Genomic DNA, 24,093 nt, shown 5'->3' on the forward strand with positions numbered 1-24,093 from the left:
ATGGAAACCCGTGCTCACCATGTCCTCATTGGTCTATTTACTCTCATTATCTTTACGGCCGTGCTGTTGTTCAGCCTGTGGCTGACCAAATCCGGCAGCGATCGCCAGTTCAAGCTGTACGATATCGTGTTCAACGAGGCCGTCAGTGGCCTTTCGCAAGGCAGCACGGTGAATTACAGCGGGATCCGCGTAGGGGAAGTGGTCCAACTGCGGTTGGATAAAGACGTTCCCAGCAGGGTCTGGGCGCGTATTCGGGTAGCGGCTTCAACGCCAGTCCGCCAGGATACTCAAGCCCGTCTGGCGATGGCGGGCATTACCGGTACTTCGAATATTCAGCTCAGCGGCGGGAGTGAAGCCAGCCCGTTGCTGCAAACGGCGGACGGGGAGATCCCGGTGATTATTGCCACGCCTTCGCCACTGAGCCAACTGCTTACCAACGGTGAGGATGTGATGACCAACGTCAATGAGGTCCTGATGCGCCTGAATCAGGTACTGACGCCGGATAATCAGCAGCGGTTGGTTAATACCTTGGACAATCTGGAGAAAATTACCGATACCGTGGCCGGGCAGCGTGAAGATATCCGCACCATATTGCAGCAGTTGGCCTTGGTAACCAAGCAAAGCAACGACACGCTGGCGCAAACCAACCGGCTGATGCGCAACGCCAACCTGCTGTTGGATGGGCAGGGCAAGCAGTTGGTGATCAATGCGGCCAACACTATGGCATCGCTTGAGAAGACCAGCGTGCTGATGAACAAGCTGATCAGCGAGAATCAAAAATCACTGAGCAGTGGTATCCAGGGGTTCAACGATCTAGGTCCGGCGGTGGATGAATTGCGCAGAACCTTAGTGACATTACGCGGAGCCATCGGCCGCCTGGAAGAAAACCCGGCAGCCTTGCTCAGGGGCCCCGAACGCACCAAGGAGTTTACCCCATAATGACTGATCTGAAACTGATGTTTACCGGCTTACGTAACCCGTTTTCAAGGCTGTTGTGGGCAGTGATATTGTGCCTGCCGCTGGCAGCCTGCACTATTTTGCCGCAAACCCCGATCTCGCAGGTGTATTTGCTGCCTGCACAACCGGCTGCTTCTGCCGGGGGGCCGACGATTGAACGCTCTTTACGCATCGTGCAGCCCAATGCCAGCCAGTTTATAAATGGTTCACGCATTGCCGTTCAGCCACAGGGTTCCGAGATAACGGCGTATAGCGGTTCCCGTTGGAGCGATCCAGCGCCGATACTGCTGCGCAATCGCCTGACCCAGGAGTTCCGCTCCGATGGTCGTTTCAGTTCGGTGAGCACTGACGATGATAATCTACAGGCCGATTGGGAACTGGGTGGGGACTTATCCTCATTCCAGGGGGTTTATAACGGCGAGCAGGGCGAAGTGGTGATCCGCTTTGATGCTCGCCTGGTGCAAACTTCCGATCGGCGGGTGATGGCCAACCGCAGCTTTGTGGCGCGCCAACCGATCAACGGCAGATCAATGGATGACGTGGTGAAGGCGTTTGGCCAGGCCAGCGATCAACTTGCAGCGCAAATCCTGGCCTGGACCAGGCAACAGGCGGCCAACTGAGTCAGGAATCCTCGGCCATCGCTTTCAGCCACTGGATAAAGGCATTGATCTTCGGCCATTGCCGTTCCGAGAGCGTGGAAATGTAGTAGCGCTGTGCGCATTGCATTTCCATGCCTGGGAACGGAACAATCAGTTCTTTATTCTCAATGCGCTTACGCACCAGTTTTTTACGCCCCATGGCGATGCCAACGTGATTTATCGCTGCGATCACCGCCAGATCTGAACGGTCAAAGCCCATGCCCCGCTGGCCTTCGGCAAACGCTATCGCAAAGTGTTTTCCCCAGGTATTCCATTCCCCAATATCCGAGTCATAACTCCATGCCTGGCGGTCGTGCAGTAAGGTGCAACGCTGCAGATTGGCCGGTTTACCCAACAGGTCATAACGTTCAGCATATTCCGGGCTGCATACCGGGACAATCGACTCATCCATCAGATGCTGGTAAGCGAGCTTCTCTGGCGGGTGATCGTCGAAGTAGATCGCCAGATCGATTCCCGCACCATGAAAATTCACCATCTCGTTACCGGTCAGGATATTCAGGCTGATGGCCGGGTATCGGCGGTCAAAATCGGCCAGTTTCGGCACCAGCCAACATTGTGCAATCGACGGGCGCGAGTAAATGGTCAGGGTACCAGACAGCTCCTGGCTTTTGATTTCCAGTATTTCCTGGTTGAGGTAGCTGAGTGAAGATTTCAATACCCAAAATACCCGCTCGCCTTCGGGCGTCAGTTCGATCCGGCGATGGAAGCGTTGGAACAGCTTAAAGCCAAGTTCGGCTTCAAGATTGTTGATCCGGTGGCTTACCGCGCTGGGGGTGATCGCCAGCTCTTCGGCGGCCAGAACGAAAGATCCTTGCCGCGCTGCCACCTCAAAAGTATGAAGTTTGGCAAGCTGGTAGCCATTCAGATATCGGTTGCGGGCGAGCTGGTTTTTTTCGTCGTACATGGTGATAACCGGGTGAAATAAAAAAGAGTATACCCGGCGCCTTTCAAATTGCAGCGTTGTTACCTGCACTCTCTAACCCCAGTCACTTACCGTGGGGGAGATAACTGGGTGCCTGGCTGCAACTTGAAATTCATACGGGACAAATTGGAAAACTCATCTTGGCAGGCTCCAGAGATGAATTAATGTGATTCAAAAGACAGAATGAGGAATATTTTTGACCTGAATCACCCAGTTGATTAAATCTGGCTCATGCGAAGTGCCATTTTGATCGTTTGTCAGTCCCGGGTCGTTGGTTTCCAATAACAGTGAAATTTATCCTGGAAGGACGCTGAATATGGACTCGCAGATCTGGGTAGTTGGCACGCTGTTAACCAGCATCATCATCATCATTTTAACTATCGTAAAATTTAAGGTTCACCCGTTTCTGGCGCTGTTGCTGGCCAGTTTTTACGTTGGTGCACTGATGGGCATGAACCCGCTGGAGATGGTGAATGCCATTGAGGGTGGGATTGGTGGCACCTTGGGCTTTCTGGCGGCGGTGATTGGCCTGGGCACTATTTTGGGCAATATGATGGAGGTGTCCGGGGCCGCTGAACGCATTGGCATCACCTTGCAAAAGTGCCGCTGGCTCTCGGCGGACGTGATCATGGTGCTGGTGGGTTTGGTGTGTGGTATTACGCTGTTTGTTGAAGTCGGCGTGGTGCTGCTGATCCCGCTGGCATTCTCGATTGCCAAAAAAACCAATACCTCCTTGCTGAAACTGGCTATTCCGCTGTGCACCGCGTTAATGGCCGTGCACTGTGTGGTTCCACCTCATCCTGCCGCATTGTTCGTCACCAATAAGCTGGGGGCGGATGTGGGGTCGGTGATTGTTTATGGGTTGATGGTCGGGCTGGCCGCTTCCTTGATTGGCGGGCCGCTGTTCCTGAAACTGGTCGGTAAGCGGCTGCCATTCAAACCGGTCCCAGAGGCGTTTTCCAGCGTGCAGGTCCGTAACGAGCAGGATCTGCCTTCGCTGGGTGCTACGCTGTTTACCGTATTATTGCCGATCATTCTGATGCTGGTTAAAACCGCAGCGGAACTTTATATGGCAAAGGATACCGCGCTGTATAACTTCCTGGAGTTTATCGGCAACCCGATTACTGCCATGTTTATTGCCGCCTTTGTTGCCTATTACGTGCTGGGCATTCGACGCAATATGTCTATGGGTGCCTTACTGACCAGAACGGAAAATGGCTTCTCTTCAATTGCCAACATTCTGTTGATCATCGGGGCGGGTGGTGCCTTCAATGGCATTTTAAAAGCCAGCGGCCTGGCTGATTCGCTGGCGGTGATTTTATCGAATATGCATATGCACCCGATCTTGCTGGCCTGGTTAGTGGCTATCTGCCTGCATGCGGCGGTGGGGTCGGCCACCGTGGCGATGATGGGGGCGACGGCGATTGTTGCCCCGGTGCTGCCGCATTACCCCGGCGTCAGCCCAGAGATTATCGCGCTGGCCATCGGCTCTGGTGCGATTGGTTTCACCATCGTCACCGACTCACTGTTCTGGTTGGTGAAGCAGTATTGCGGTGCCACGTTAAGCGAGATGTTTAAGTATTATACCTCGGCAACCTTTATTGCTTCGCTGGTCGCTCTGGGTGCCACATTCCTGCTTTCCTATGTCATTTGATTGAAGAGACTTTTTATGAATACGTTAGAAATTGAAAACCTGGTGGCGAAATTCCCTCTGGTACAGCAACTGATCGACTTGCAAGCGGTGACATGGTTTAACCCTAATACGACGACCTTGGCAGAAGGGTTGCCTTACGTCGGGTTGACCCAAAAGGATGTCGCACAGGCAGAGGCGCGGCTGAAGCGTTTTGCCCCTTACCTGTGTCTGGCTTTCCCGGAAACGCAAACGACCCAGGGGATTATCGAGTCTGAAGTGGTGGCAATACCGGCCATGCAGGATGCGTTGCAACAGCGTTATGGCCAGACCATTAGCGGCAGTTTGTGGTTGAAAAAAGACAGCCATCTGCCGATATCTGGTTCCATTAAAGCCCGTGGCGGTATCTATGAAGTGTTGACGCACGCAGAAAAGCTGGCCATCGAGGCGGGCATGCTTTCCGTGGATGACGACTACGCCATTCTGTTCAGCGACAAATTCCGCCAGTTCTTCCGCCAATACAGCATCGCCGTAGGGTCTACCGGCAATCTGGGGATGTCGATTGGCATTATGAGCGCTAAACTGGGGTTCAGCGTAAGCGTACATATGTCTGCCGATGCGCGTGAATGGAAAAAACGCAAACTGCGTGAGCACGGCGTAAATGTAGTCGAGTACGAACAGGATTACGGCGTGGCCGTGGCCCAGGGGCGCAAACAGGCGGAGTCCGATCCGCGCTGTTTCTTTATCGACGACGAAAATTCCGCAACCCTTTTCCTGGGTTACGCGGTGGCCGGTGGCCGCCTCAGACAGCAGTTCGAACAGATGAATATCCAGGTGGATCGGCAACATCCCTTATTCGTCTATCTGCCCTGTGGCGTCGGCGGTGGGCCTGGCGGCGTGGCTTTTGGCCTGAAGCTGGCCTTTGGCGATAACGTACACTGTATTTTTGCCGAGCCGACGCATTCCCCTTGCATGCTGTTAGGCATCTACACCGGGTTACACGATCAGATTGCAGTGCAGGATCTCGGCATTGATAACGTGACTGCGGCAGACGGTTTGGCCGTCGGCAGGGCCTCCGGCTTTGTTGGGCGGGCGATGGAACGGTTGCTGGAGGGTTTTTACACCCTGAGCGATCAGGAAATGTATGACTTGCTCGGGTTGCTCGCCCGTGAGGAAAATATTCAGTTGGAACCTTCTGCGCTGGCTGGCATGCCTGGGCCTGCACGAGTGTGTGCGCATCAACAGTACCTGGACAGCCACCAGCTTGATGCACAAAAGATGAGTCATGCGACACATTTGGTGTGGGCAACCGGCGGCGGAATGGTGCCGGCAGAAGAGATGGCTAAATATCTCGGGGCAGCAAAAAACTAGAGTTTTTGTCTACTGGATGGTCTGAACACCCCAACTCGGACCATCCCCTTTCCTTCGGGGAGAGGGAATAGGGGGCAGCATCGCGGGCGAGAGCCCATCACTCCGGCCTGGAAGGGCCTCTATAAAGCGTATGAGGACAATACTGAGTTTGCCAGAGACCCTATCTCCTCTTCATTGAGTTGACTGACAAACATACTCATCCCCCTCGGAAACGCTTATCTACAAATCCTTACAATCGTGTCCATAGTTTGACCATGATCAGAGTATGCGCTGGAAACACCAGAGTATAATGAGAATTACTCCCATTATAAGAATGCATCTCATGACCATGCGTATTACTGGACGGATCCTTTTCTTGTTTGCCGGATGGCTATTTTTCAGCTCGTTTGCCATGGCGGCAACTGACTACCAACAGTTGAGTGACGATATTCAGTCACGCCTGGATAAAACCTCGCAGTTCTACCAGCAACAGCAGATTGCAGAAGCCCGCACCGAAGTGCAGATGGCCTATTTTGAGGTGTTTGAAAACCTCGAAGGCCCTATCCGTATCAATATCTCCGCGCAAAAAAGCTATCAGATGGAAGCCGCCTTCGGTGAGATCCGCAAGATGATCGGCGACGGCAAACCTCAGGCAGAGGTAGATGCAAAAATTGACTGGCTGAAAGGCGAGTTAAACGGCGTGTTACCCGTGCTGAGCGGTGGGCATAAACTGACGGCGGAACAGCAGCATGGTGCTTACGACAACGAGCAGATAGCGCCTTACTGGCAGCAGAGCTTTAAAACCATTGATGATCTGCTGGCCGAGGCCATCAGTCTGTATCAAAGCAACAATTACGCTGAAGCCAGTAAAAAAGTGCAGTTGGCCCAATATGATGGGTTTAAAAACTCCGAGATGGAAATGTCGGTTCGCCAGAACCGCTCTTCTCAGCAGGCTGGCGACATTAACCGCCAGTTCTCTGAATTGATCAAACTTAGCGCCGAGCCGGGCCAGATCAATGAGGTCGGTTACCGCGTCACCAGCTTATTGCAGGATATTGAAGACCTGCTGCCCGGCCTGCCAACCACCCGCGACAATCAGGTCGTGGCCGTGACCACGGATGGCGATGACGCTGCGCAGGACACCGACTGGCAGAAAGTGGTCGACGATATTGATACCGCCATCAATGCCGCCATTGCCCAATATGCCGCCGGTGATGGCAAGGGTGCCATGATGGCTATTCAGGACGCTTATTTTGACCTGTTTGAAGCCAGCGGGATGGAGAACAAGATTGGCTCCCGTGATTCGGCATTTAAAACCCGAATCGAAGGTTACTTCACCCGCATGGTTAGCCAGATCAAAGCGGGGCAGCCGGCAGCAACCGTGAAGGAGCAGGCACAATCATTACAAGCCGATTTGGCAACCGCGGTGGAAATGCTGGGTACCGGCGGCCAGACCAACTGGAGCCTGCTGATTTACAGCCTGCTAATCATTGTGCGTGAAGGGCTGGAGGCCTTGCTGATTGTTGCAGCCATCGTGGCCTATCTGGTGAAAAACAACCATCACGACAAGTTGCCACTGATCCGCCAGTCGGTGTATGTCGCGCTACTTGCCAGCGTGGTTACCGCAGTCATCTTCCAGTGGCTATTTGCCAATTCCGGTGCCAGCCGCGAACTGCTGGAAGGGATCACCATGCTGATTGCCGTGGTGATGCTGTTCTCCATGAGTTACTGGCTGCTGTCAAAAGTAGAAGCCAGGCAGTGGAAATCCTATCTGGAAGGCAAACTTTCCCAGTCATTGAGTACCGGCTCCCTGGTGGGTCTGTGGCTGACCTGTTTCCTGGCGGTCTACCGTGAAGGTGCGGAAACCGTGCTGTTCTATTTTGCCCTGATAGGGGATTCCACGTCGATGGAAGGGCATCTGTCGATCCTGGGCGGGTTCCTGATTGGCTGCGTTATTCTGCTGATTGCCTACCTGCTCATGCGCTTTACCGTGGTCAAGTTACCGCTCAAGCCCTTCTTTATGTTTACCGGCAGCTTTATGTACCTGATGGCCTTCGTCTTTGCCGGTAAAGGCGTGCTGGAACTGATCGAAGGCAAATTGTTTGAGCCTACGCTTCTGACCGGCGTACCTGAAATTTCCTGGCTAGGTATTTACCCCTATGTCGAAACGCTGATACCGCAGGCCGCCTTGCTGATAGCTGCCGTGTTCGCCCTGTGGGTCATGCGCAGAGGAACCGCCGCAACACATTTAAACGTGGATTGATTACTTACAGAGGATGATAACAACATGGGAATGAACAAAGCATTGATCTCTGGGGCATTGATTACCGGGATTTTCACTGCACCAGCCGCATTCGCTTTTAAAGAATACCCTGCCGGTGAACCGGTAAAAATGAATGAGATGGAGATCGCAGCGGTCTATCTGCAACCCATCGATATGGATCCCCGCGGTATGGGCCTGCCTGCGGCTAAAGCGGATATCCATTTAGAGGCTGACATCCATTCGGTGGAAGGTAACAAGAACGGTTTTGGCGCTGGTGAATGGATGCCGTACCTGACCATCGCCTATACCCTGACCAACACCGATACCGGTGAGAAGCAGGAAGGCACCTTTATGCCAATGGTGGCAGGCGATGGCCCGCACTACGGCGCCAACATCAAAATGATGGGCGTAGGTAACTATAAAGTGACCTATCATATTGATCCGCCATCAAAAGCTGGCCTGCACCGCCACACCGACAGCGAAACTGGCGTTGGCCGCTGGTGGAAGCCTTTTGATGTCAGCTTCGATTTCAAATATGTCGGTCTGAACTGATATACCCGTTCGCCAGGGTAGTCAGGCCGGGTGAGCATTCATGTTCCCCCGGCCATTGCTTTTTAAATGAAACAGCCAGGCTACGTTCTCCGTGGGGTTTATGATTGGACAAGCTCATCATTAGCGGATAACGGTTAATAAAAAAATACCGCTCAGGCAGAGCTTGTCAGTGAGCGGGGTGTACAGCAACCATGAGCTATTTTCTTGTATCGGTACTGCAATCTTTCCTGCCCGTTGCTCTGCTACTGGGGCTAAGCTGGACGTTACGCAAAACTCCCCACCTGCGCCCGCTGGTGCTATTAAGCCTGATCGGTTTTTTTGGCGGCACCCTGACTGCCGTACATCTGCCGGACTCACAGCAATGGGGCCTGTTTTTTACCGCTCTGCAAATAGCCCTGATCCTGTTATTCCTGCTTAGCCAGTTTATCTCTGGCACTCGTTCCGGCTATGTCTGGCAATTTATCCTGATCCTGGTGGCGGCGCTGCGTTGGGGGAAAACGCCCAATCTGAGGGCGATTACCGCCACCGATGTGATCAATACTGATCTGTTACTGAATATCAGCGCGGTGATTGCCGGTATTATTATCGTCGCGTTTGCCGCAGCGTTGCTGGCAGCCGGTGTACGCCAGGTGCGCGGCCTGCGTTGGCCTCTGTTGTTATTGCTGGCGCTGTTGCTGCTGGCGCCACTTTCCGGCGAACTGATGTTGGTCCTGATGAAGCTCCAGGTGGTTGAACTGACCAAATCCTTGCTGAGCTATGTGGCAAAAGTCACCAATGCCAATGGTCTGATTAACTATTTCTGCGCTGGTTTGCTGTTGATCACTGCGCTGATTTATCTGCTGAACGTGGTATTGCCGCGCCGCCTTGCCCAGGCAGAAGAGCGGCCAATAGAGCACCGTAAGGCCGTTGCTCATTTTCAACATTCCCGCCGCGTGCTGGTGATGACCCTGTTGCTGGCGATGGTTGCCGCAGGTGCCCAGCTTTACTGGGATAAAATAGCCTCCCAACCCCCGCGTTTGTCAGAAGCATTGCCCGTGACGCTCAATGCCGATGGTTTGGTTCACATTCCTTTGGAACAGGTCAAGGACGGCAAACTGCATCGTTTCGTCTGGGTGGCCGACGATGGCAAGGCGGTGCGCTTCTTTGTTATCAACCGTTATCCCGACAAGCTGCGCCTGGGCGTCGTGTTTGATGCCTGCCTGCTGTGCGGCGATCAGGGCTATGTGATGGAAGGCAATCAGGTGATTTGCGTTGCCTGTGACGTGCGGATCTTTATTCCTTCTATCGGTAAACCGGGCGGCTGCAATCCGGTGCCGATTGAAGAGTGGGACATGACCTCCACGGATCTGGTGATCGGTAAAAAAGCGCTGGAATCCGGCCTTAGCTATTTCAGCACAATTATTACGCTGGAAGTCACCGATCCGGTTGATGGCAGCAAGCTGACCAACACCAAAGCCGAACACCGTTACAACTTCGCCGGTAAAACCTACTTCTTCTCCAACGTTGCCAACTATGAGGCCTTTAGGGACACGCCAGAGAAATTCGTCAAGGAAGGAGAATAATTATGCTGTGGCGCATGCTGCGACAGTCGTGGTACCGCAATATCCGCAAGAAATCGCTGGCGGTGATCACCATCTTCTTGGCTGCTGGGCTGGTTTCTGCGTTGCTGGCAGTTTCGATTGATATTGGCGACAAGATGGCCCGGGAGATGAAATCTTACGGGGCTAACATCCTCATCGAACCGGCTGGGCAGGCTACGTTGCCCTCGCTGTTTGGCGAGAAAAACAACCCGCTGGCTGGCCAGGATTTCCTTGATGAGGCGGAACTGCCCAATATCAAAGATATCTTCTGGCGCAATAACATTATCGGTTTTGCGCCGTTGCTGAGCGGTGATGTCAGCGTACAACAGCGGTCAATACCGGTTTTAGGCACCTTCTTCGAACAGCCGGTTGATGTTCCCGATGAAGACAATTACCACACCGGCCAAAAAATTATCAGCCCTTACTGGCAGGTAAGCGGCCAATGGCCGGATGAAACCGGCACGGCCAATCAGGCGCTGGCAGGCCAGCAACTGGCCCAGCAAAGCGGTTGGAAAGTTGGCGATAAAATTAGCGTCAAAGGCCCGAATGCGGTGCTGGATATCACCATCAGCGGCATTTTGGCCAGCGGCGGCGATGAAGAGCAGCAGTTGGTTATGCCGCTAGCCCAGGCCCAGACCTTGCTGGGGCTGCAAGGCAAGGTGCAGGCGATTAGGGTCTCTGCCCTGACGGTGCCGGAAAATGAACTATCGCGTAAGGCCAGGGCCGACCTTGAATCGCTGAATGCGGAAGAGTACGACCTGTGGTATTGCACCGCCTACGTTTCGTCTATTGCCCATCAGTTGGAAGAGGCGATATCCGGTTCCGGCGTTCGTCCTATCTGGCAGGTTGCCGCCTCTGAGGGCATTGTGATTGAGAAGATCCAACTGCTGCTGGCGGTGGTCACACTGGCGGCGTTGCTGGCTTCGGCTATGGGCATTGCCTCGCTGATGACCAGCAATATCATGGAGCGCACCAAAGAGATTGGCCTGATGAAAGCGCTAGGGGCCAGGCAGTGGCAGATTATGATGCTGTTTTATCTGGAAGCGGCAATGAGTGGGGTGATTGGCGGGATATTAGGCTGCCTTGCCGGGTGGGGATTGGCCAAGGGGATCGGCATGATGCTGTTTGGCGCACCACTCAGTTTCGCCTGGATTGTTGTTCCCTGCGTGCTGGTGCTATCGGTACTGATTGCGTTGGCAGGAACCTGGTTCCCGGCGCGGCGCATTGCTCATCTGTATCCGGTCGAGGTGCTGTATGGCCGCTAATCAATCTCAAAGTATGTTCTGGCGCCTGGTGTTCCGTGCGCTACGCCTGCGGATGCAGCGGGTGGCAGTGGTATTTGCCGCCCTGGCGGTCGGTGCCGCGATCGTCACCGCCATGTCTGCGGTTTATTTTGATATCAACGCCAAGATGAGCCAGGAACTGCGGACCTTTGGTGCCAACTTTTATATTGGTCCTGGCTCTGGTAGCACCATGGCGCAGGAGAATTATCAGCAAATTGTCGATAACGCACCGCCGGGGCTGGTTAACGCCAGCAGCCCTTATTTATATGGCATGGCGCGTACCGAGCTGGAAAAAGTGGTAGTGATGGGCGTCTGGTTTGAGTCATTAAAACAGATCGTTCCTTACTGGCAGGTGACCGGCAACTGGATCGGCGTCAGCTTTGACGATCGCAATGCCATGATTGGCTACAAGCTGGCAAACCGCCTTGAGCTGAAAGTGGGTGACTCGGTGGTGCTGGTGGAAGGGGACCAGAAGAAGAAATTGCAGATCAAAGGCATTGTCGAAGCCGGGGACGCAACGGACAACGTGCTGATCATCAATTTGCCACTGGCCCAGAGTTGGCTGCATCAGCCGGATTTGATCAGCCATGCCTTATTTAGCGTTAACAACCAAGGTGGGCAGGTCGATCGCTTTGCCGAAAAACTGCAAAAAAGCTACCCCGAACTGGAAATCCGCCCGATCCGCAAAGTCTCCGCTTCCGAAGGCCAGGTGCTCGATAAAATCAAAGGATTGATGGGGCTGGTTTCACTGGTGATCCTGGTGCTCTCCACCCTGTGCGTGAATACCACGCTGATGGCGATTGTCAGTGAACGCTCCCGGGAGTTTGCCCTGCAAAAAGCCTTGGGCGCCAAAGGCCGCGATATCGTACGCCAGATTATGGCGGAAACCATGATCATCGCACTCTTCGCCGTCATTGTCGGCATTGTGGCCGGTTACATTCTGGCGCAGGTTCTGGGGCATACCGTGTTCTCCGCCTCCATCGGATTACGTGCGCAGGTGATCCCACTGACATTAATTCTTTCATTGCTGGTTGCCCTGATTGCAGCTGTTTTGCCAACTTATCGGGCCGTGAATATTGAACCGGCTAAAGTACTAAAAGGAGAGTAACGGTGACACCACAACAAGCCATTAAAGACCAACAGCTCTCACCCTGGGTGATTGAAACCCGCCATCTTTACAAGCGTTTCGGTCAGGTGGTGGCCCTTGAGGATATTAATCTCAAGATCAAACGCGGCGAATTTGTCGCCATTATGGGGGCTTCTGGCTCTGGTAAAACCACGCTGATGAATATTCTGACCTGCCTGGACACCGTCAGCGACGGCCAGGTTTTACTGGATGGGGTAGATGCCGCCGGGCTGGATGAAGAAGGGCGCAGAGCTTTCCGTTCAGACAAGATTGGTCTGGTATTTCAGCAGTTCCATCTGATCCCGTTCCTGACCGCGCTAGAAAACGTGATGCTGGCGCAGCATTATCATAGCGTGGTGGATGAAGCCGCCGCCCGTAGCGTTTTGGATCAGGTTGGCTTGGCTCACCGTTTCGATCACCTGCCAAGCCAGCTTTCTGGCGGTGAACAGCAGCGAGTGTGCATCGCCAGGGCTTTGGTCAATGAACCCCCGGTGATCTTCGCCGACGAACCGACGGGTAATCTGGATGAGCAAAATGAACAGATGGTGCTTGGCCTGTTAACCGAGCTGCACAAACTGGGGCGCACTATCGTGATGGTTACCCATAACCCGGAACTGGGCAAATTTGCCGATCGGATCGTTCGTTTGCAGCACGGTAAATACCAGGGCGAAGAACTTAATGCGGCTGAGGGCAAATCTCAGGAGGTTGAACATGCTAGCTGATACTAAAAAAGTCGGCGGGTTTCTCTTACTGGCTGCTGCGTTGTTACTGAATGGGTGTAAAGAAGAGAAGGCTGAAGTCGGTGCTGCCGCCCCGGCGTTGGCTGCCTATGATTTACAAGGTAACCCGGCTTCTCTTGAAAAGTGGCAGGGTAAGCACGTTTATCTGAACTTTTGGGCCTCGAATTGCGGAGGTTGCCTGGTTGAAATGCCGGTGCTGGAGAAGTTAAGCAAAGAGTTTGGCGACAGTATCGTGGTGGTTGGCATTAATACCGATAAAGAGGAAATGAATATCCAGGCGCTGCTGGATGAACGCCAGGTGTCGTTCCCAAACGTACGCGATCAGTTGGCGATCACCCAAGAGCGCTACCAGGTTATCGGCACGCCAACCGCGTTTCTGATCGACCCGCAGGGGAAACTGACCGGCCAGTATATCGGCATGCTGCATGAACCAGAGCTGAAGGCTATCTTTGAAAAGTCCAGGCAGAAAGGGTAACCGCAGGATGGGTAAGCAAAATCCAGCACTCTTTTTGGTGCTCCTGTTAGCCAGCAGCCCGGTATCAGCTCAGGCTCCCGATGTGCTTTATAAAAATAACTGCGCTTCTTGCCATGGCCGCCACGGGAAAAAACGGCGTTGGGCAAAGCCCGCCCACTAAAAAACGTATCTCAGCAAGATATTAGCCAAGGCCTTAAGGCCCGCCGAGCTGGCGAAATTGTGGGGGCAGGGAATAAAGCCAAGGCACGTTTAAGCGATGAAGATATTACTGCCCTGTCGGCATATATAGTGACCTTGCAGAAGTGACCAGCGCCTTGACCCTGGCGTTTCATCAACACTCATGTTGAGCAGCGTTTGCGCTATTTGTGAAAGGAATAAAGCGCGACTACTCTAACTGATATCCAGTTGGAGTTTTCTCCATGGCATTTAAACCCATTGTCGTGTGGATTAATATTACCTTTCAACTGTTGCTGCCGTTGGGCCTTTCCTTTGCCCCGGTAATAGCAAAAATGCTCGCTCCTACCCCTCCTTCTGCACCGGTTCCCCAACATGATGAAAGGCTGTCACATGGCCTGCTAAAAGGCGCCACACTGCTGGCCGACGATAATACCCCGCTGGCAGCTGCTGGCATGGCTCGCTCCATGGTCGTTGGTGAAGTCAATGACGCGGCGCAGCATTGGCTGAGTTCATATGGCACCGCACGCGTGCAACTTAATCTTAGCGATGACTTTCGTCTGGAGGGGAGTTCAGTCGATCTCCTGGTACCGATTTATGATGACCAGAAATCTCTGTTATTTAGCCAGCTAGGGCTGCGTAATAAAGACGGCCGCAGTACTGTCAATATGGGCGCAGGTGCTCGCAGGGTGCAGGATAACTGGATGTATGGCGTTAATGCCTTTTTTGATCGTGATATGACGGGCAAGAACGACCGGGTTGGTTTTGGGATCGAGGCCTGGACAGATTACCTGAAATTATCGGCTAACAGTTATCTGGCCATGACTGACTGGCATCAATCCCGTGATTTTGCCGATTACAATGAACGCCCCGCCAACGGTTATGACCTGCGGGTAGAGGCTTATCTACCTGCTTACCCTCAATTGGGGGGAAAGTTGATTTATGAGAAATATCAGGGTGATGAGGTGGCACTGTTTGGCAAGGATGACAGGCAAAAAGATCCCTATGCGATCACGGCGGGGATCAATTACACGCCGATCCCCCTGCTCACCATCGGGGCTGAGCACCGCGCCGGTAAAGGTAGCCGCAACGATACCAACATCAGTGTGCAGATGAATTACCGTTTGGGCGAACCCTGGCAGACTCAAATCGATCCCTCTGCCGTGGCCGCAACCCGTACCTTGGCCGGTAGCCGCTATGATCTGGTGGAGCGTAATAATGACATTGTGCTGGAATACCAGAAACAGGCATTAATCCAACTGGCATTGCCGGACCAGATGACCGGCAGCGCTTTTGAAATCCTCAAAGTGGATGCACAGGTAACGGCGAAATATGGGCTTAAACGAATTGATTGGGATAGCGCTGCGTTAGTGGCTGCGGGTGGGGTAGTGACGCAAATTTCCGCACAAAGCATTTCAATAAAATTACCCCCTTACAACGCAGGCAATAATCATTACACCTTAGCCGCGGTAGCCTTTGATAGCCAGGGGAATGCGTCCAACCGCAGCACCACACAGATTGTCGTGACGCAGCAAAATGTCAGCAAAATCAATTCCACCGTGCAGGCATCCCCAGTAGAAATACTTGCCGATGGCGTTACTAAAAGCCTGATCACCGTGGATTTAAAAGATGCCAACAATTTCCCTATTCAGGGGGTAGGCGACCAACTGCAGGCCGAACTGGACTTTACGCCTGATCCGGCGGATACCAAACCTGCTATTAATCCGCAGTTAAGTCGCGTGACGGAAACTGCTCCGGGTGTTTATACCTATCAGTTAACGGCGGGTTTCACCAGTGGCGAAGCGGTTATTAAGCTAACCATTAATGATATCTCTCTGGCTTCAGCTAAAGTTAATTTAATAGAGAGCAGCCAGGTACTGGATCCGGCATATTCTACTTTTACCGTAGAACCGGCAGAAATTATTGCTGATGGTCTACATGCCAGCACGCTGAGTTTTACGGCCCTGGATATTAACCACCATCCCATTCATGGATTAACGGTGACCTTTGAGGCCACGGGGATCCCTGACGTTGCCATCAGCGCAGTAACGGAAAATAACGGTGTGTATAGCGCGAAGCTGACGGGCACGGCTGCAGGCACGGTAACCGTGGTGCCTGCGGTAAATGGTTCTGCGGTAGACATGCAGCCACATGAGGTAGTACTGACTGCCGATCTGGCCACAGCAGAGATTGAACTGGTGGTGATAAGCGATCATGCCTACGCCAATGGTGTCGATGTTAACAAGGTTGAAGCCAGGATAACGGATGGTCATGGCAACCCCATTGATACACAGGCAGTTGAATTTGAGGTAGATAACGGCGCGACGGTCCTGACCCCGGATGACAGAACAGACAGTGAGGGGTTGGTAAGGGTAAAACTGGCCAATGTTAATGCCGGGGTAACCACGTTGACCGCTATTATCGGCTCTCACCTTGAGCGGGCAGAGATCTATTTTGTCGCAGAAACGCCGATCAAATTATTGATTTACAAAAACGGTGCAGAGTTGAGCGAGCACCCTGTGGTGGGGGATAACCTGCTGGCCGTTGCCATGTGTTCCATTGCCATGTGTAGTGGCATGCCGGTGAATTATCAGTGGGAAGCCGAGTCATCTGCGGGCTCTGGCGTATTTATCGCGATCCCTGGGGCAACGTCAGAAACCTTGACGGTGACCAGAGACTTACAGAAACGGGCTATTCGTGTGGTATCGCATTAAGACCGGGGTTTTATCATCATTCCAGGCAGCTTTGGAATGTGATTCAAACATTGATTTTGAGTACAGAAGGGGAAAGAAAACAATGAAGATCAAGATTGATTCACAAAGAAGGCTGCTGCCTCTGCTTTCGGGGATGCTACTGAGCCTGCTGGTCGTCGGCTCTGCCTGGTCGGCGGTGACCTCCAGCCCGACCTCCACCGTAAGGGGCCGCGCCCCGGTAGTGACGCAGAGTACCATTGTTTCTGACAATGCCAGTGGCAACGGTTTGATTGATATCGGCGATACGTTGAGTATCAGTACCCCCGGGACCTTCAGTGATGCGGATGGGGATACGGCGATACCGGAAACCTACCAATGGCAGGCCGACGGGGTGGATATTGCCGGGGCGACCAACAATAGCTACACCATTGTTGCTGGCGACTTGGGCAAAGCCATTACCGTGTTAGTCACGCCTCATACCGATCCGGCCATTACCGATCCGGCGTTCGGTCTGGTTGTCCCTTCCAATACCCTGACGGTTATCGCGGGTGGCACCGTAACTGGCGTAACGGTTACCGGTGACGTAGGGGGCTATCCACAGGTTGATTCTACTCTGACTGCGACAGCAACCTGTGCCGGGGGCACCTGTAATGGTGTGACCTACCAGTGGCAGCTTGAGACTGGCCAGGGAACCAATACTTATAGCGACATCAGCGGAGCAACCAGCAGCACCTACACTCCTGTACGGACCGACCAGCGTCTGAGAGTTCAGGTGATTGTCAGCAACCCAGCGACGCCGTAATAAAGCGCCACCCAGGCAAGCTGAGTCAGGCTTGCCTGGGCCAAATGATTTGATCAATCAGTCTGTTGGAAACGCTGGATGCTGCATCGTTATTGTCTCTTCGAGGTTTTGGTCTTCAGGATATTACTGGCTCTGACCGTCATCATTAGCCAGGTGGCGATGGCTGCCCAGCAATCCACCCAGCCGGTAAATGGGCGGGCACCCACAGCCACTCTCTCGGTGGACAATGCCAGGCCGCGTGCCGGGGAGTTGATTACCGTGACATCGGTTTTCAATGATCTGGATGGCGATGCTGAGCAGGGAACCACTTACCAGTGGTTGCTGGATGGAACGCCAATTAATGGCGCAACCAGCCCAAGCTATCAATTGGAATTAAGCGATATTCTGGCAGGCAGCGAGTTGAACGTGATCGTAACCCCGCAAACCAATCCAGAGATTACTGTTCCAAGTGTGGGGTCGCCGGTGGAGCTGCCGAGCCCGATCAATATCAAGTGGCAGAGGATAATTTCCAGCCTGGTCTGGGCCGAATCTCCGTCAGGGGTAGTTGCCGATGGGCAAGCGGTGAATACCGTCCGTGCTACCGTTCAGTATCTGGATGGCACTCCTGTCGTGGGTGCAAGCGTGCTTTTCGATGCCGATAATTTGGGGGAAGTTTCGACCAGCGCACCCAGCGGTATTGATGGTGTGGCAACGGTTTACGTGACGAATGTGATTGCAGGCCCCACTCAGGTCACGGCCAGTATTGATGATGATGTGCAGTCTGTAAATACGCTGTTTGTTGCTGGCCCGCCAGAGGTGGTGCAGGCCAAGGTCACCCAGGACAATGCCTTGGCCAACGGCATTGATCATAATTATGTGCTGGTTCATGTGGAGGATCGCCATGGCAATAGTGTTGAGGGTGAAACGGTAAACTTCACCGCGACCAACGACGTAGCCTTGCTGGCTACCAATGGCCAAACGGACAGCAACGGTGAGGTGAAAATAAGTCTGACCAGCAACACGCCCGTGACGAGTGACATCACCGCCACCACCTCAAACGGGATTTCTGCCACCGCCACCGTCGAGTTCTTTGATACCGCCCAGATGACGCATGTCCTGGTTAACGGCGCTTCATTCTCGGCTGATGAGGGTTTCCCTAAAACCGGGTTTATCGGGGCGGCATTTCAATTGGTGGTGGGTGAAGAACCTGCACAGAACAGTGCCTATGGCTGGAGTAGCGACCAGAGCTGGGCCAGCGTGGATGGCAGTGGCAACGTAAGTTTTAATCAGGAACCCACCTCGGCCAATAATCGGGTAACCATCACCGCTGAACATCTTGCCAATGGCTCATCTTTAAGCTACCAATTTACCGTCAACCGCTGGTTCAGAAATAATAGCCACAACTTTATGGGAACCGGTGATGCTGCCGCCTGGTGCGGCTCCCAAGGGGGCAGCTACGTGATACCCGGTTATAGCGAAATGACTGACCGAACCCCGACAGTCCAGATAGGAGGCCACCGGGATACCAACGGCAGATTATGGAATGAGTGGGGCGCGATGAGCCGATTCTCAAATGGCTGGTTTGCCGGTAATTATTGGAGCAGGGAACTGACCGCCAGCGGTAACGAACAGCATTATGTTTATTTGGGCAACGGCAATTTATTCAGTTTCCCGTTAGACGGTGCGACCTATGTCGCCTGTTCAAGGTCTCTTTAAACAAACTGGGTTGATGAGGATATGAGCGCGATCGGTTCAGGGCAGGAAAAACCCCGCCCTGAGCTCAAGGGTAACTGGATTAAGGTGTTACGGGTTTGCTGTCAATAGTCACATTCCTGACGGTGTTAAAATGCCAAGGGGTATCACCGCGTAACTGGCTGAAAACCACTCGATCAAACCGGCTGTCTTCCAGATCGCTGATGGCGGTGGGTGGCACGTTATTAAAGTGAACATTGTCAAAATGGACCTGCCGGTGCCAGGCATTTTTATCACTGTTCCCTTTGATCTCAATCGCCGGGCTATTCCCCAAGGTGCCCTGCACAGTCACGTTTTGTACCAGGAAGTGATAAAACTGCGCCGGTTTCTTGGCTGCCGGGTAATCAATCTTGGCGTTAGGATCAGAATAATTAAGCGTCAGGATCACCGGCTGGCGGACAATATCCTTCATGGCATTATTGCGGAAGATTATATTACGGGCTCCCCCACCAATGTCGGTGGTGCTCTTGGCGCGCAGGCCCACATCGGTAAGATAAATCACATTGTTCTCTGCCAGAATATCCTCTATCCAGGCGCCAGTGTGGCTACCGGTAACGACAGCGCCATGCCCTCTGCGCAGATAGTTATTGAACAGCCAGGCTCCTTTCATTGAAGGCTGCTCCAGCGCTTTTTCTCCGGTTCCTGCCGCAAAGTTGATGCAGTCATCTCCGGTATCAAAAAAGTTATTCATCACCATCACGTTCTGGCTGTTGCCGAACTCAATGCCGTCGCCGTTGTTGGCATCAAAGGTTTGGTGAGTCAGATTATTAGCCACCACGTTGTGGCTCTCCAGCAGCATAATGCCGTGGAATGCCGGGTTGCGGACCGTAAAATCTGCCAGATACACATTCTCTGCCCCGCGCAGCGTTATCAGGCTGGAGCGGCGCTGCCCATAGGCGATCTGTAAGGGCACACCTTCAGCCACCGCCTTGGCAACCTGATGCTTAGCCAGGATCCCGTCCTCATGGACCTTGCTGTTTCTGCTGGAAATATATTGCGGCAGGTGATTGCCCATCTCATCCACAATCTCTGGCGTTTCCTGGCGCAGCCAGCCGTTGCCGTCGATGCTGCCCGGCCCGACGATACGGATATTACGGAAGGTGCCAGGCTCCATATGTTTTGGGTCGATAGCATTGATCAGTGAGGCTGGGCGCATTTCGCTAGAATAGCTGTACAGCCGGTAGGCGGGTGGGTAGTCTGCCGGATCTTCTGAACCGAGTAAGGTGGATCCGGCCTGCAGATTGAGCGTCATGTTACTTTTCAGCCACAATGCGCCGGTTTTGTAGACTCCGCTGGGAACATCAACCCGGCAGCCGGGCGGGCAAGCGTCTATCGCCTGCTGGATCGCTTGGGTATTTAACGTAACGCCGTCACCTTTGGCACCAAAGTCGGTAATAGCGATAATGGTCGGTAGCGGGGCGGTTTTTGCCGTAATGCGATTACTGGCATCCGAAACTGACCCGTTGGAATACAGCGATTTGACGGTAAACGAATAGGGGCTGTCAGGTTTTAAACCGGTAACTTTAAAATTCTGGATCAGAATCCGCTGCGAAAAATTATCTTTGTCATTGGCATAGAAATGATTGATATAAGGTTTGGCGGCTGAAAACCGATCGTTATTCTCACTGGCTTTCCCCAGCATTTTCCCGTCGGCATAAACGAGATAATCAACAATATCGTGGGTATTTTCCGGTGATTTCCACACCAACATCAAACTGCTGTCGTCCGCTGACAAGGTAGGAACCTGAAGTTGCTGAGGAGCCTGCTTCAGCGGGGTAGATGCACAAACCGGGGCCGTTATCGCCATCAAACTGGTGGTCATAACTACCAGCATCGCCTTGGAGCAAATCGGAGGTGGCATTCTTATAATCCCTATTATTGGAGAGAAGTCATGGGATGCTACCTGCTAACGGCTATCTGTTAAATAATCAAAATCATGTTTTATTAAAAATATAACTATGTTTTATTGTTCCGTGAGGTGAGTCAAAAAAAGAACGTCTGCCTTTCATATCAGCTAAAAAGATCAGGGGATTGGGCTATCCACAAGGAATAGCCCGGTGAGAGGAGGTTATAGATTGTTCCAGGCGTCGAAAGCTTTTGAGGAGTAGACAATGGCTGCTCCTGCATTTAGCGCAATGGCCACGGTTATGGCGTCAATGAGTTCTGCTTTTGTAACGCCCAGTTCAGAAGCCTTTTTTGCATGCGCGGCAATACAACCTTCGCAGCGAGTGGTGACAGCGACGGCAATAGCAATAAGCTCCTTTGTTTTGGGGTCAAGATGCTCACCAGCAGAGATGGCGTTAGTGGTCTTTGAGATCAGCGCCGTGACATTTTTATCCTCAGACATTAACTGCATTACCGACTGATTAACCTCGTTCAATAACTCGTTCCACATCATCGATTCCTCCTGGGTTACATGTTTTCGCTTATGGGTTGTGTCGCGTTGTCTGGTTTTTTATGTGATTTAAGTTTGATGAACAGCAAGCCCATGCCAAACCAAACCACCATAATAATCATTGACTTGATACTGGCATTATTGAAAAGCATCACCATCATGCAGAGGATCAGGATGAAGCTGATAACCACTGCACTGAGGTGTAGCCAGCGGGGAATTTTAAATGCCGATTTTCCGTAGACTTCATCATCACTGCGGATCTTCCAGGAGCAGATAACACTGCTTGCCTGGGCAATTAACCCCGTCAATCCGCTGGCACCGGCTATTTCACCAACCGGAATGCCACAGATGACCGGGACAACGCCCACCAGATATAACAGCGTGATCAACCAGTGCGGGGTGCTGAATTTCTGATTTACATTCCCTAATCGCCGCGGTAACCAACCGTCGTCACAGGCGCTCATAAAGCTTTTGCTGCCCCAAAGCATCTGTACGTTCAAGATACCCAGCATGCTGATAATTCCCGCCCCGATAGCGAAGTACAAATAAGCGGGGGAAGACATAACATGTTTGGCCTGAACCGTCAGCGGCTGCCCGGCAACCTGCTCAAGAGGCAATACACCGATCGCAACGGAGGCGATAATGGCATAAAACACCGCCGCCAGCAGGGTTGAACCAATAATGGCTATGGGAATGGTTTTACCGGGTGTTTTCATCTCGCCCGCAAGTTCTGCTACGCAAGAAGCCCCGCCCGTGACAAACAGCAGCAGCGCAACTGAAGAGGCAAACATAAAGGGGCCATTGGGGAACAGCGGTGTGAAATGGGTGAGATCGACTCGGGTGATCCCATATCCCATAAAGAGGATCATGCCGGAAAGCATAATACAGGTAAGTATTACCCCAAGACGTGCGCTAACGACTGCCCCAAGCAGGTTAGCGCCATAAATCGCCGTCAGGATAACCAACGCTACCAGGTTTTTTGATAACTCGGGGTAAAAATTGACGATGTAGTCTGCGGCGGTTAAAGCATAGAGCGACAAGGCTACGTGGGTCAGAGAAAAACACCAAAACACCAAAAAGCCGGTTCTAGGGCCAAAGATGCGTGATGGCCAGGCATAGATCCCTCCTGTAACGGGCATCGCCGCTCCCATGACGGCATAGGGGATGGCGACCATGGTGGAGATGGCTGCGGCACAAATATAAGCCAGCGGGGTTCCGCCGCCGGTCATACCAATAACAATACCGGTTAATGCAATTACGCCTCCGCCGATGATTTGTTTCAGTGCGGCAAAAAAACCTGCGGGGTAGTTAACGAACGTTTTAGTTTATCTACGTTTCTTACGGACTGATCCATATTTCACCTCGATAAAAGCAAAAGGGATCTACCCTCATCATTCAGGTAGCAGAGAGATTGGTTGTGTTAGATGTTTATTAGTTAAAAGAACGTTCTATTCTGTCTAGCGCTTCTTTTAACGTTGCCCTGGTACATCCAAAGTTTATTCTGGCAAAACCACTGCCGTTGTTGCCAAATTTCAATCCTGCATCAAGCCAGACGCCAGCATTGATTAGCAGGTGTTGATGTAATTCATCCCCCTGCAGACCGGTGCCACGAAAATCTATCCACGCCAGATAAAGGGCCTCGGTATCAATTACGGAGATGTTCGAGTTATCTGAAAAACTCTTTTTTATTAATAAGAAGTTATCTTTAAGATATTTTTTTAATTCATCAAGCCAGGGTTTTCCGTTGCGATAGGCTGCTTCACAGGCTACCTGACCTAAAATATTTGGCGCTGGAACTCCCGATCGTGAAAGCGAGTTTTGTAACTCCAGTCTTAACCAGGGGTTTGAAATTATTAGGTTTGAAGTTTGTAATCCAGCGACGTTGAAAGTCTTGCTGGGCGCTGTACAGGTGATGGTTATCTTTGCAAAATCTTCTGAGATACTGGCAAAAGGAATATGCTTGATATCAGCGTTAAAAATAAGGTCCTGATGTATCTCGTCGGCAATGACTAAAATATTATGCCGGAGGCAGATATCTCCAATGGCTGTCAGTTCCTCCCGGCTCCAAACTTTACCGAACGGGTTGTGAGGATTGCAGAGAATGAGCATTCTGGTGTTTTTCTGAAGGCGGCTTTCAAAAATATCAGCGTCGAAAATATAGCGGCCGTTTTCAAGTTTCAGTGGCGCATCAGTGATATAACGCCCATTGTTTTTGGGGGAGCTGTGAAACGGCGCATAGACAGGCGTCTGGATGGCAATAGAATCACCTGGTTTGGTAAATGCCTGAATAATAAAGTTAATGGCAGTGACTACGCCTGGCGTCTGTACTATCCATTCAGGTTTGATTTTCCATTGAAATTCATTCAACTGCCAGTTAACAATTGCCTCAAGCATGCTGTCAGTCACGTTTCCATAACCAAAGATACCGTGATCTATCGCGGATTTCAGGGCATCAATAACACAAGGAGGACTTCTGAAATCCATGTCTGCAACCCAAAGTGGCAGTGGTGCGGTTGTGACATATTTGGGTAATATTACATTAGGAAACATCCACTTCGCAGACGCAGTATTTTTACGATTAATTTCCTCATCAAAATCAAACATCTTTACTCCTTATCAATTAATAATTCTGACCTGTGTGCGGCTATTGCGCTGATTGAATAGGGCCGGTATGGTTAACGGGTTAATCGATAGTAACGGAAAAGCCTTTTACGAGAGTGTGATCGGTAATTGCTTTAGGTGGAATTTTATTCAATTCAGT

Annotated in this window: 19 protein-coding genes; 14 read left to right on the forward strand and 5 right to left on the reverse strand. The window is 52.2% G+C overall.

The window, feature by feature from the left end:
• Together ACQ86O_RS14935 and ACQ86O_RS14940 are read left to right on the forward strand one after the other, a co-directional pair.
• Complete coding sequence (locus ACQ86O_RS14935) at positions 1–939, forward strand: MlaD family protein (protein ID WP_431221769.1); 939 nt, start codon at positions 1–3, stop codon at positions 937–939.
• Positions 939–1,577, forward strand: coding sequence for an ABC-type transport auxiliary lipoprotein family protein (locus ACQ86O_RS14940; protein WP_431221770.1), 639 nt, complete (start codon positions 939–941; stop codon positions 1,575–1,577). Before ACQ86O_RS14935 ends, ACQ86O_RS14940 begins: the two co-directional genes overlap by 1 nt.
• Position 1,578: 1 nt before the next feature.
• Here ACQ86O_RS14940 and dsdC read toward each other — a convergent pair whose 3' ends face one another.
• Positions 1,579–2,520, reverse strand: coding sequence for a DNA-binding transcriptional regulator DsdC (gene dsdC / locus ACQ86O_RS14945; protein WP_431221771.1), 942 nt, complete (start codon positions 2,518–2,520; stop codon positions 1,579–1,581).
• Positions 2,521–2,854: 334 nt separating this feature from the next.
• On the opposite strand from dsdC, the gene dsdX reads away from it, so the two are divergent.
• The 12 genes from dsdX (at position 2,855) to ACQ86O_RS15005 (ending at position 18,901) form a co-directional block, all read left to right on the forward strand.
• On the forward strand, positions 2,855–4,192 hold the full coding sequence (gene dsdX, locus ACQ86O_RS14950) for a D-serine transporter DsdX (protein ID WP_431221772.1): 1,338 nt from the start codon (positions 2,855–2,857) through the stop codon (positions 4,190–4,192).
• Positions 4,193–4,207: 15 nt separating this feature from the next.
• Positions 4,208–5,539 carry a D-serine ammonia-lyase gene (locus ACQ86O_RS14955; RefSeq protein WP_431221773.1) on the forward strand — a complete coding sequence of 444 codons (1,332 nt, stop codon included), beginning with the start codon at positions 4,208–4,210 and terminating at the stop codon, positions 5,537–5,539.
• A gap of 328 nt (positions 5,540–5,867) precedes the next feature.
• Positions 5,868–7,781, forward strand: a complete 1,914-nt coding sequence (locus ACQ86O_RS14960) for an FTR1 family iron permease (RefSeq protein WP_431225733.1) — start codon at positions 5,868–5,870, stop codon at positions 7,779–7,781.
• Positions 7,782–7,805: 24 nt separating this feature from the next.
• Positions 7,806–8,333 carry an iron transporter gene (locus ACQ86O_RS14965; RefSeq protein WP_431221774.1) on the forward strand — a complete coding sequence of 176 codons (528 nt, stop codon included), beginning with the start codon at positions 7,806–7,808 and terminating at the stop codon, positions 8,331–8,333.
• A 191-nt stretch (positions 8,334–8,524) separates the two neighbouring features.
• The gene (locus ACQ86O_RS14970; RefSeq protein ID WP_431221775.1) at positions 8,525–9,895 is read left to right on the forward strand and encodes a Fe-S-containing protein; all 1,371 of its coding nucleotides are present in this window, start codon (positions 8,525–8,527) and stop codon (positions 9,893–9,895) included.
• A 2-nt stretch (positions 9,896–9,897) separates the two neighbouring features.
• Positions 9,898–11,178, forward strand: coding sequence for an ABC transporter permease (locus ACQ86O_RS14975; protein ID WP_431221776.1), 1,281 nt, complete (start codon positions 9,898–9,900; stop codon positions 11,176–11,178).
• A gap of 13 nt (positions 11,179–11,191) precedes the next feature.
• The gene (locus ACQ86O_RS14980) at positions 11,192–12,304 is read left to right on the forward strand and encodes an ABC transporter permease (RefSeq protein WP_431225734.1); all 1,113 of its coding nucleotides are present in this window, start codon (positions 11,192–11,194) and stop codon (positions 12,302–12,304) included.
• Positions 12,305–12,306: 2 nt separating this feature from the next.
• On the forward strand, positions 12,307–13,044 hold the full coding sequence (locus tag ACQ86O_RS14985; RefSeq protein ID WP_431221777.1) for an ABC transporter ATP-binding protein: 738 nt from the start codon (positions 12,307–12,309) through the stop codon (positions 13,042–13,044).
• Positions 13,034–13,537: a TlpA family protein disulfide reductase gene (locus tag ACQ86O_RS14990; protein WP_431221778.1), complete on the forward strand. Its 504-nt coding sequence runs from the start codon at positions 13,034–13,036 to the stop codon at positions 13,535–13,537. The genes ACQ86O_RS14985 and ACQ86O_RS14990 overlap by 11 nt, the downstream gene beginning before the upstream one ends.
• Positions 13,538–13,956: 419 nt before the next feature.
• The gene (locus ACQ86O_RS14995; RefSeq protein ID WP_431221779.1) at positions 13,957–16,425 is read left to right on the forward strand and encodes a ZirU family protein; all 2,469 of its coding nucleotides are present in this window, start codon (positions 13,957–13,959) and stop codon (positions 16,423–16,425) included.
• An 82-nt stretch (positions 16,426–16,507) separates the two neighbouring features.
• Complete coding sequence (locus ACQ86O_RS15000; RefSeq protein ID WP_431221780.1) at positions 16,508–17,206, forward strand: ZirU family protein; 699 nt, start codon at positions 16,508–16,510, stop codon at positions 17,204–17,206.
• Positions 17,207–17,284: 78 nt separating this feature from the next.
• The gene (locus ACQ86O_RS15005) at positions 17,285–18,901 is read left to right on the forward strand and encodes an Ig-like domain-containing protein (protein ID WP_431221781.1); all 1,617 of its coding nucleotides are present in this window, start codon (positions 17,285–17,287) and stop codon (positions 18,899–18,901) included.
• A 79-nt stretch (positions 18,902–18,980) separates the two neighbouring features.
• Here ACQ86O_RS15005 and ACQ86O_RS15010 read toward each other — a convergent pair whose 3' ends face one another.
• The 4 genes from ACQ86O_RS15010 to ACQ86O_RS15025 form a co-directional block, all read right to left on the reverse strand.
• Positions 18,981–20,798, reverse strand: coding sequence for a glycosyl hydrolase family 28 protein (locus ACQ86O_RS15010; protein WP_431221782.1), 1,818 nt, complete (start codon positions 20,796–20,798; stop codon positions 18,981–18,983).
• A gap of 207 nt (positions 20,799–21,005) precedes the next feature.
• Entirely contained in the window at positions 21,006–21,335 is a 330-nt protein-coding gene (locus ACQ86O_RS15015; protein ID WP_431221783.1) for a carboxymuconolactone decarboxylase family protein, read from the reverse strand.
• Positions 21,336–21,349: 14 nt separating this feature from the next.
• On the reverse strand, positions 21,350–22,615 hold the full coding sequence (locus ACQ86O_RS15020; RefSeq protein ID WP_431225735.1) for an APC family permease: 1,266 nt from the start codon (positions 22,613–22,615) through the stop codon (positions 21,350–21,352).
• Positions 22,616–22,763: 148 nt separating this feature from the next.
• A complete protein-coding gene (locus tag ACQ86O_RS15025) occupies positions 22,764–23,936 on the reverse strand; it encodes a MalY/PatB family protein (protein ID WP_431221784.1) in 1,173 nt (390 codons plus the stop codon).
• Positions 23,937–24,093: the final 157 nt, after the last annotated feature.

Origin of the sequence: Serratia sp. L9 (genome assembly GCF_050632285.1) — a bacterium.
GTDB lineage: Bacteria > Pseudomonadota > Gammaproteobacteria > Enterobacterales > Enterobacteriaceae > Chania.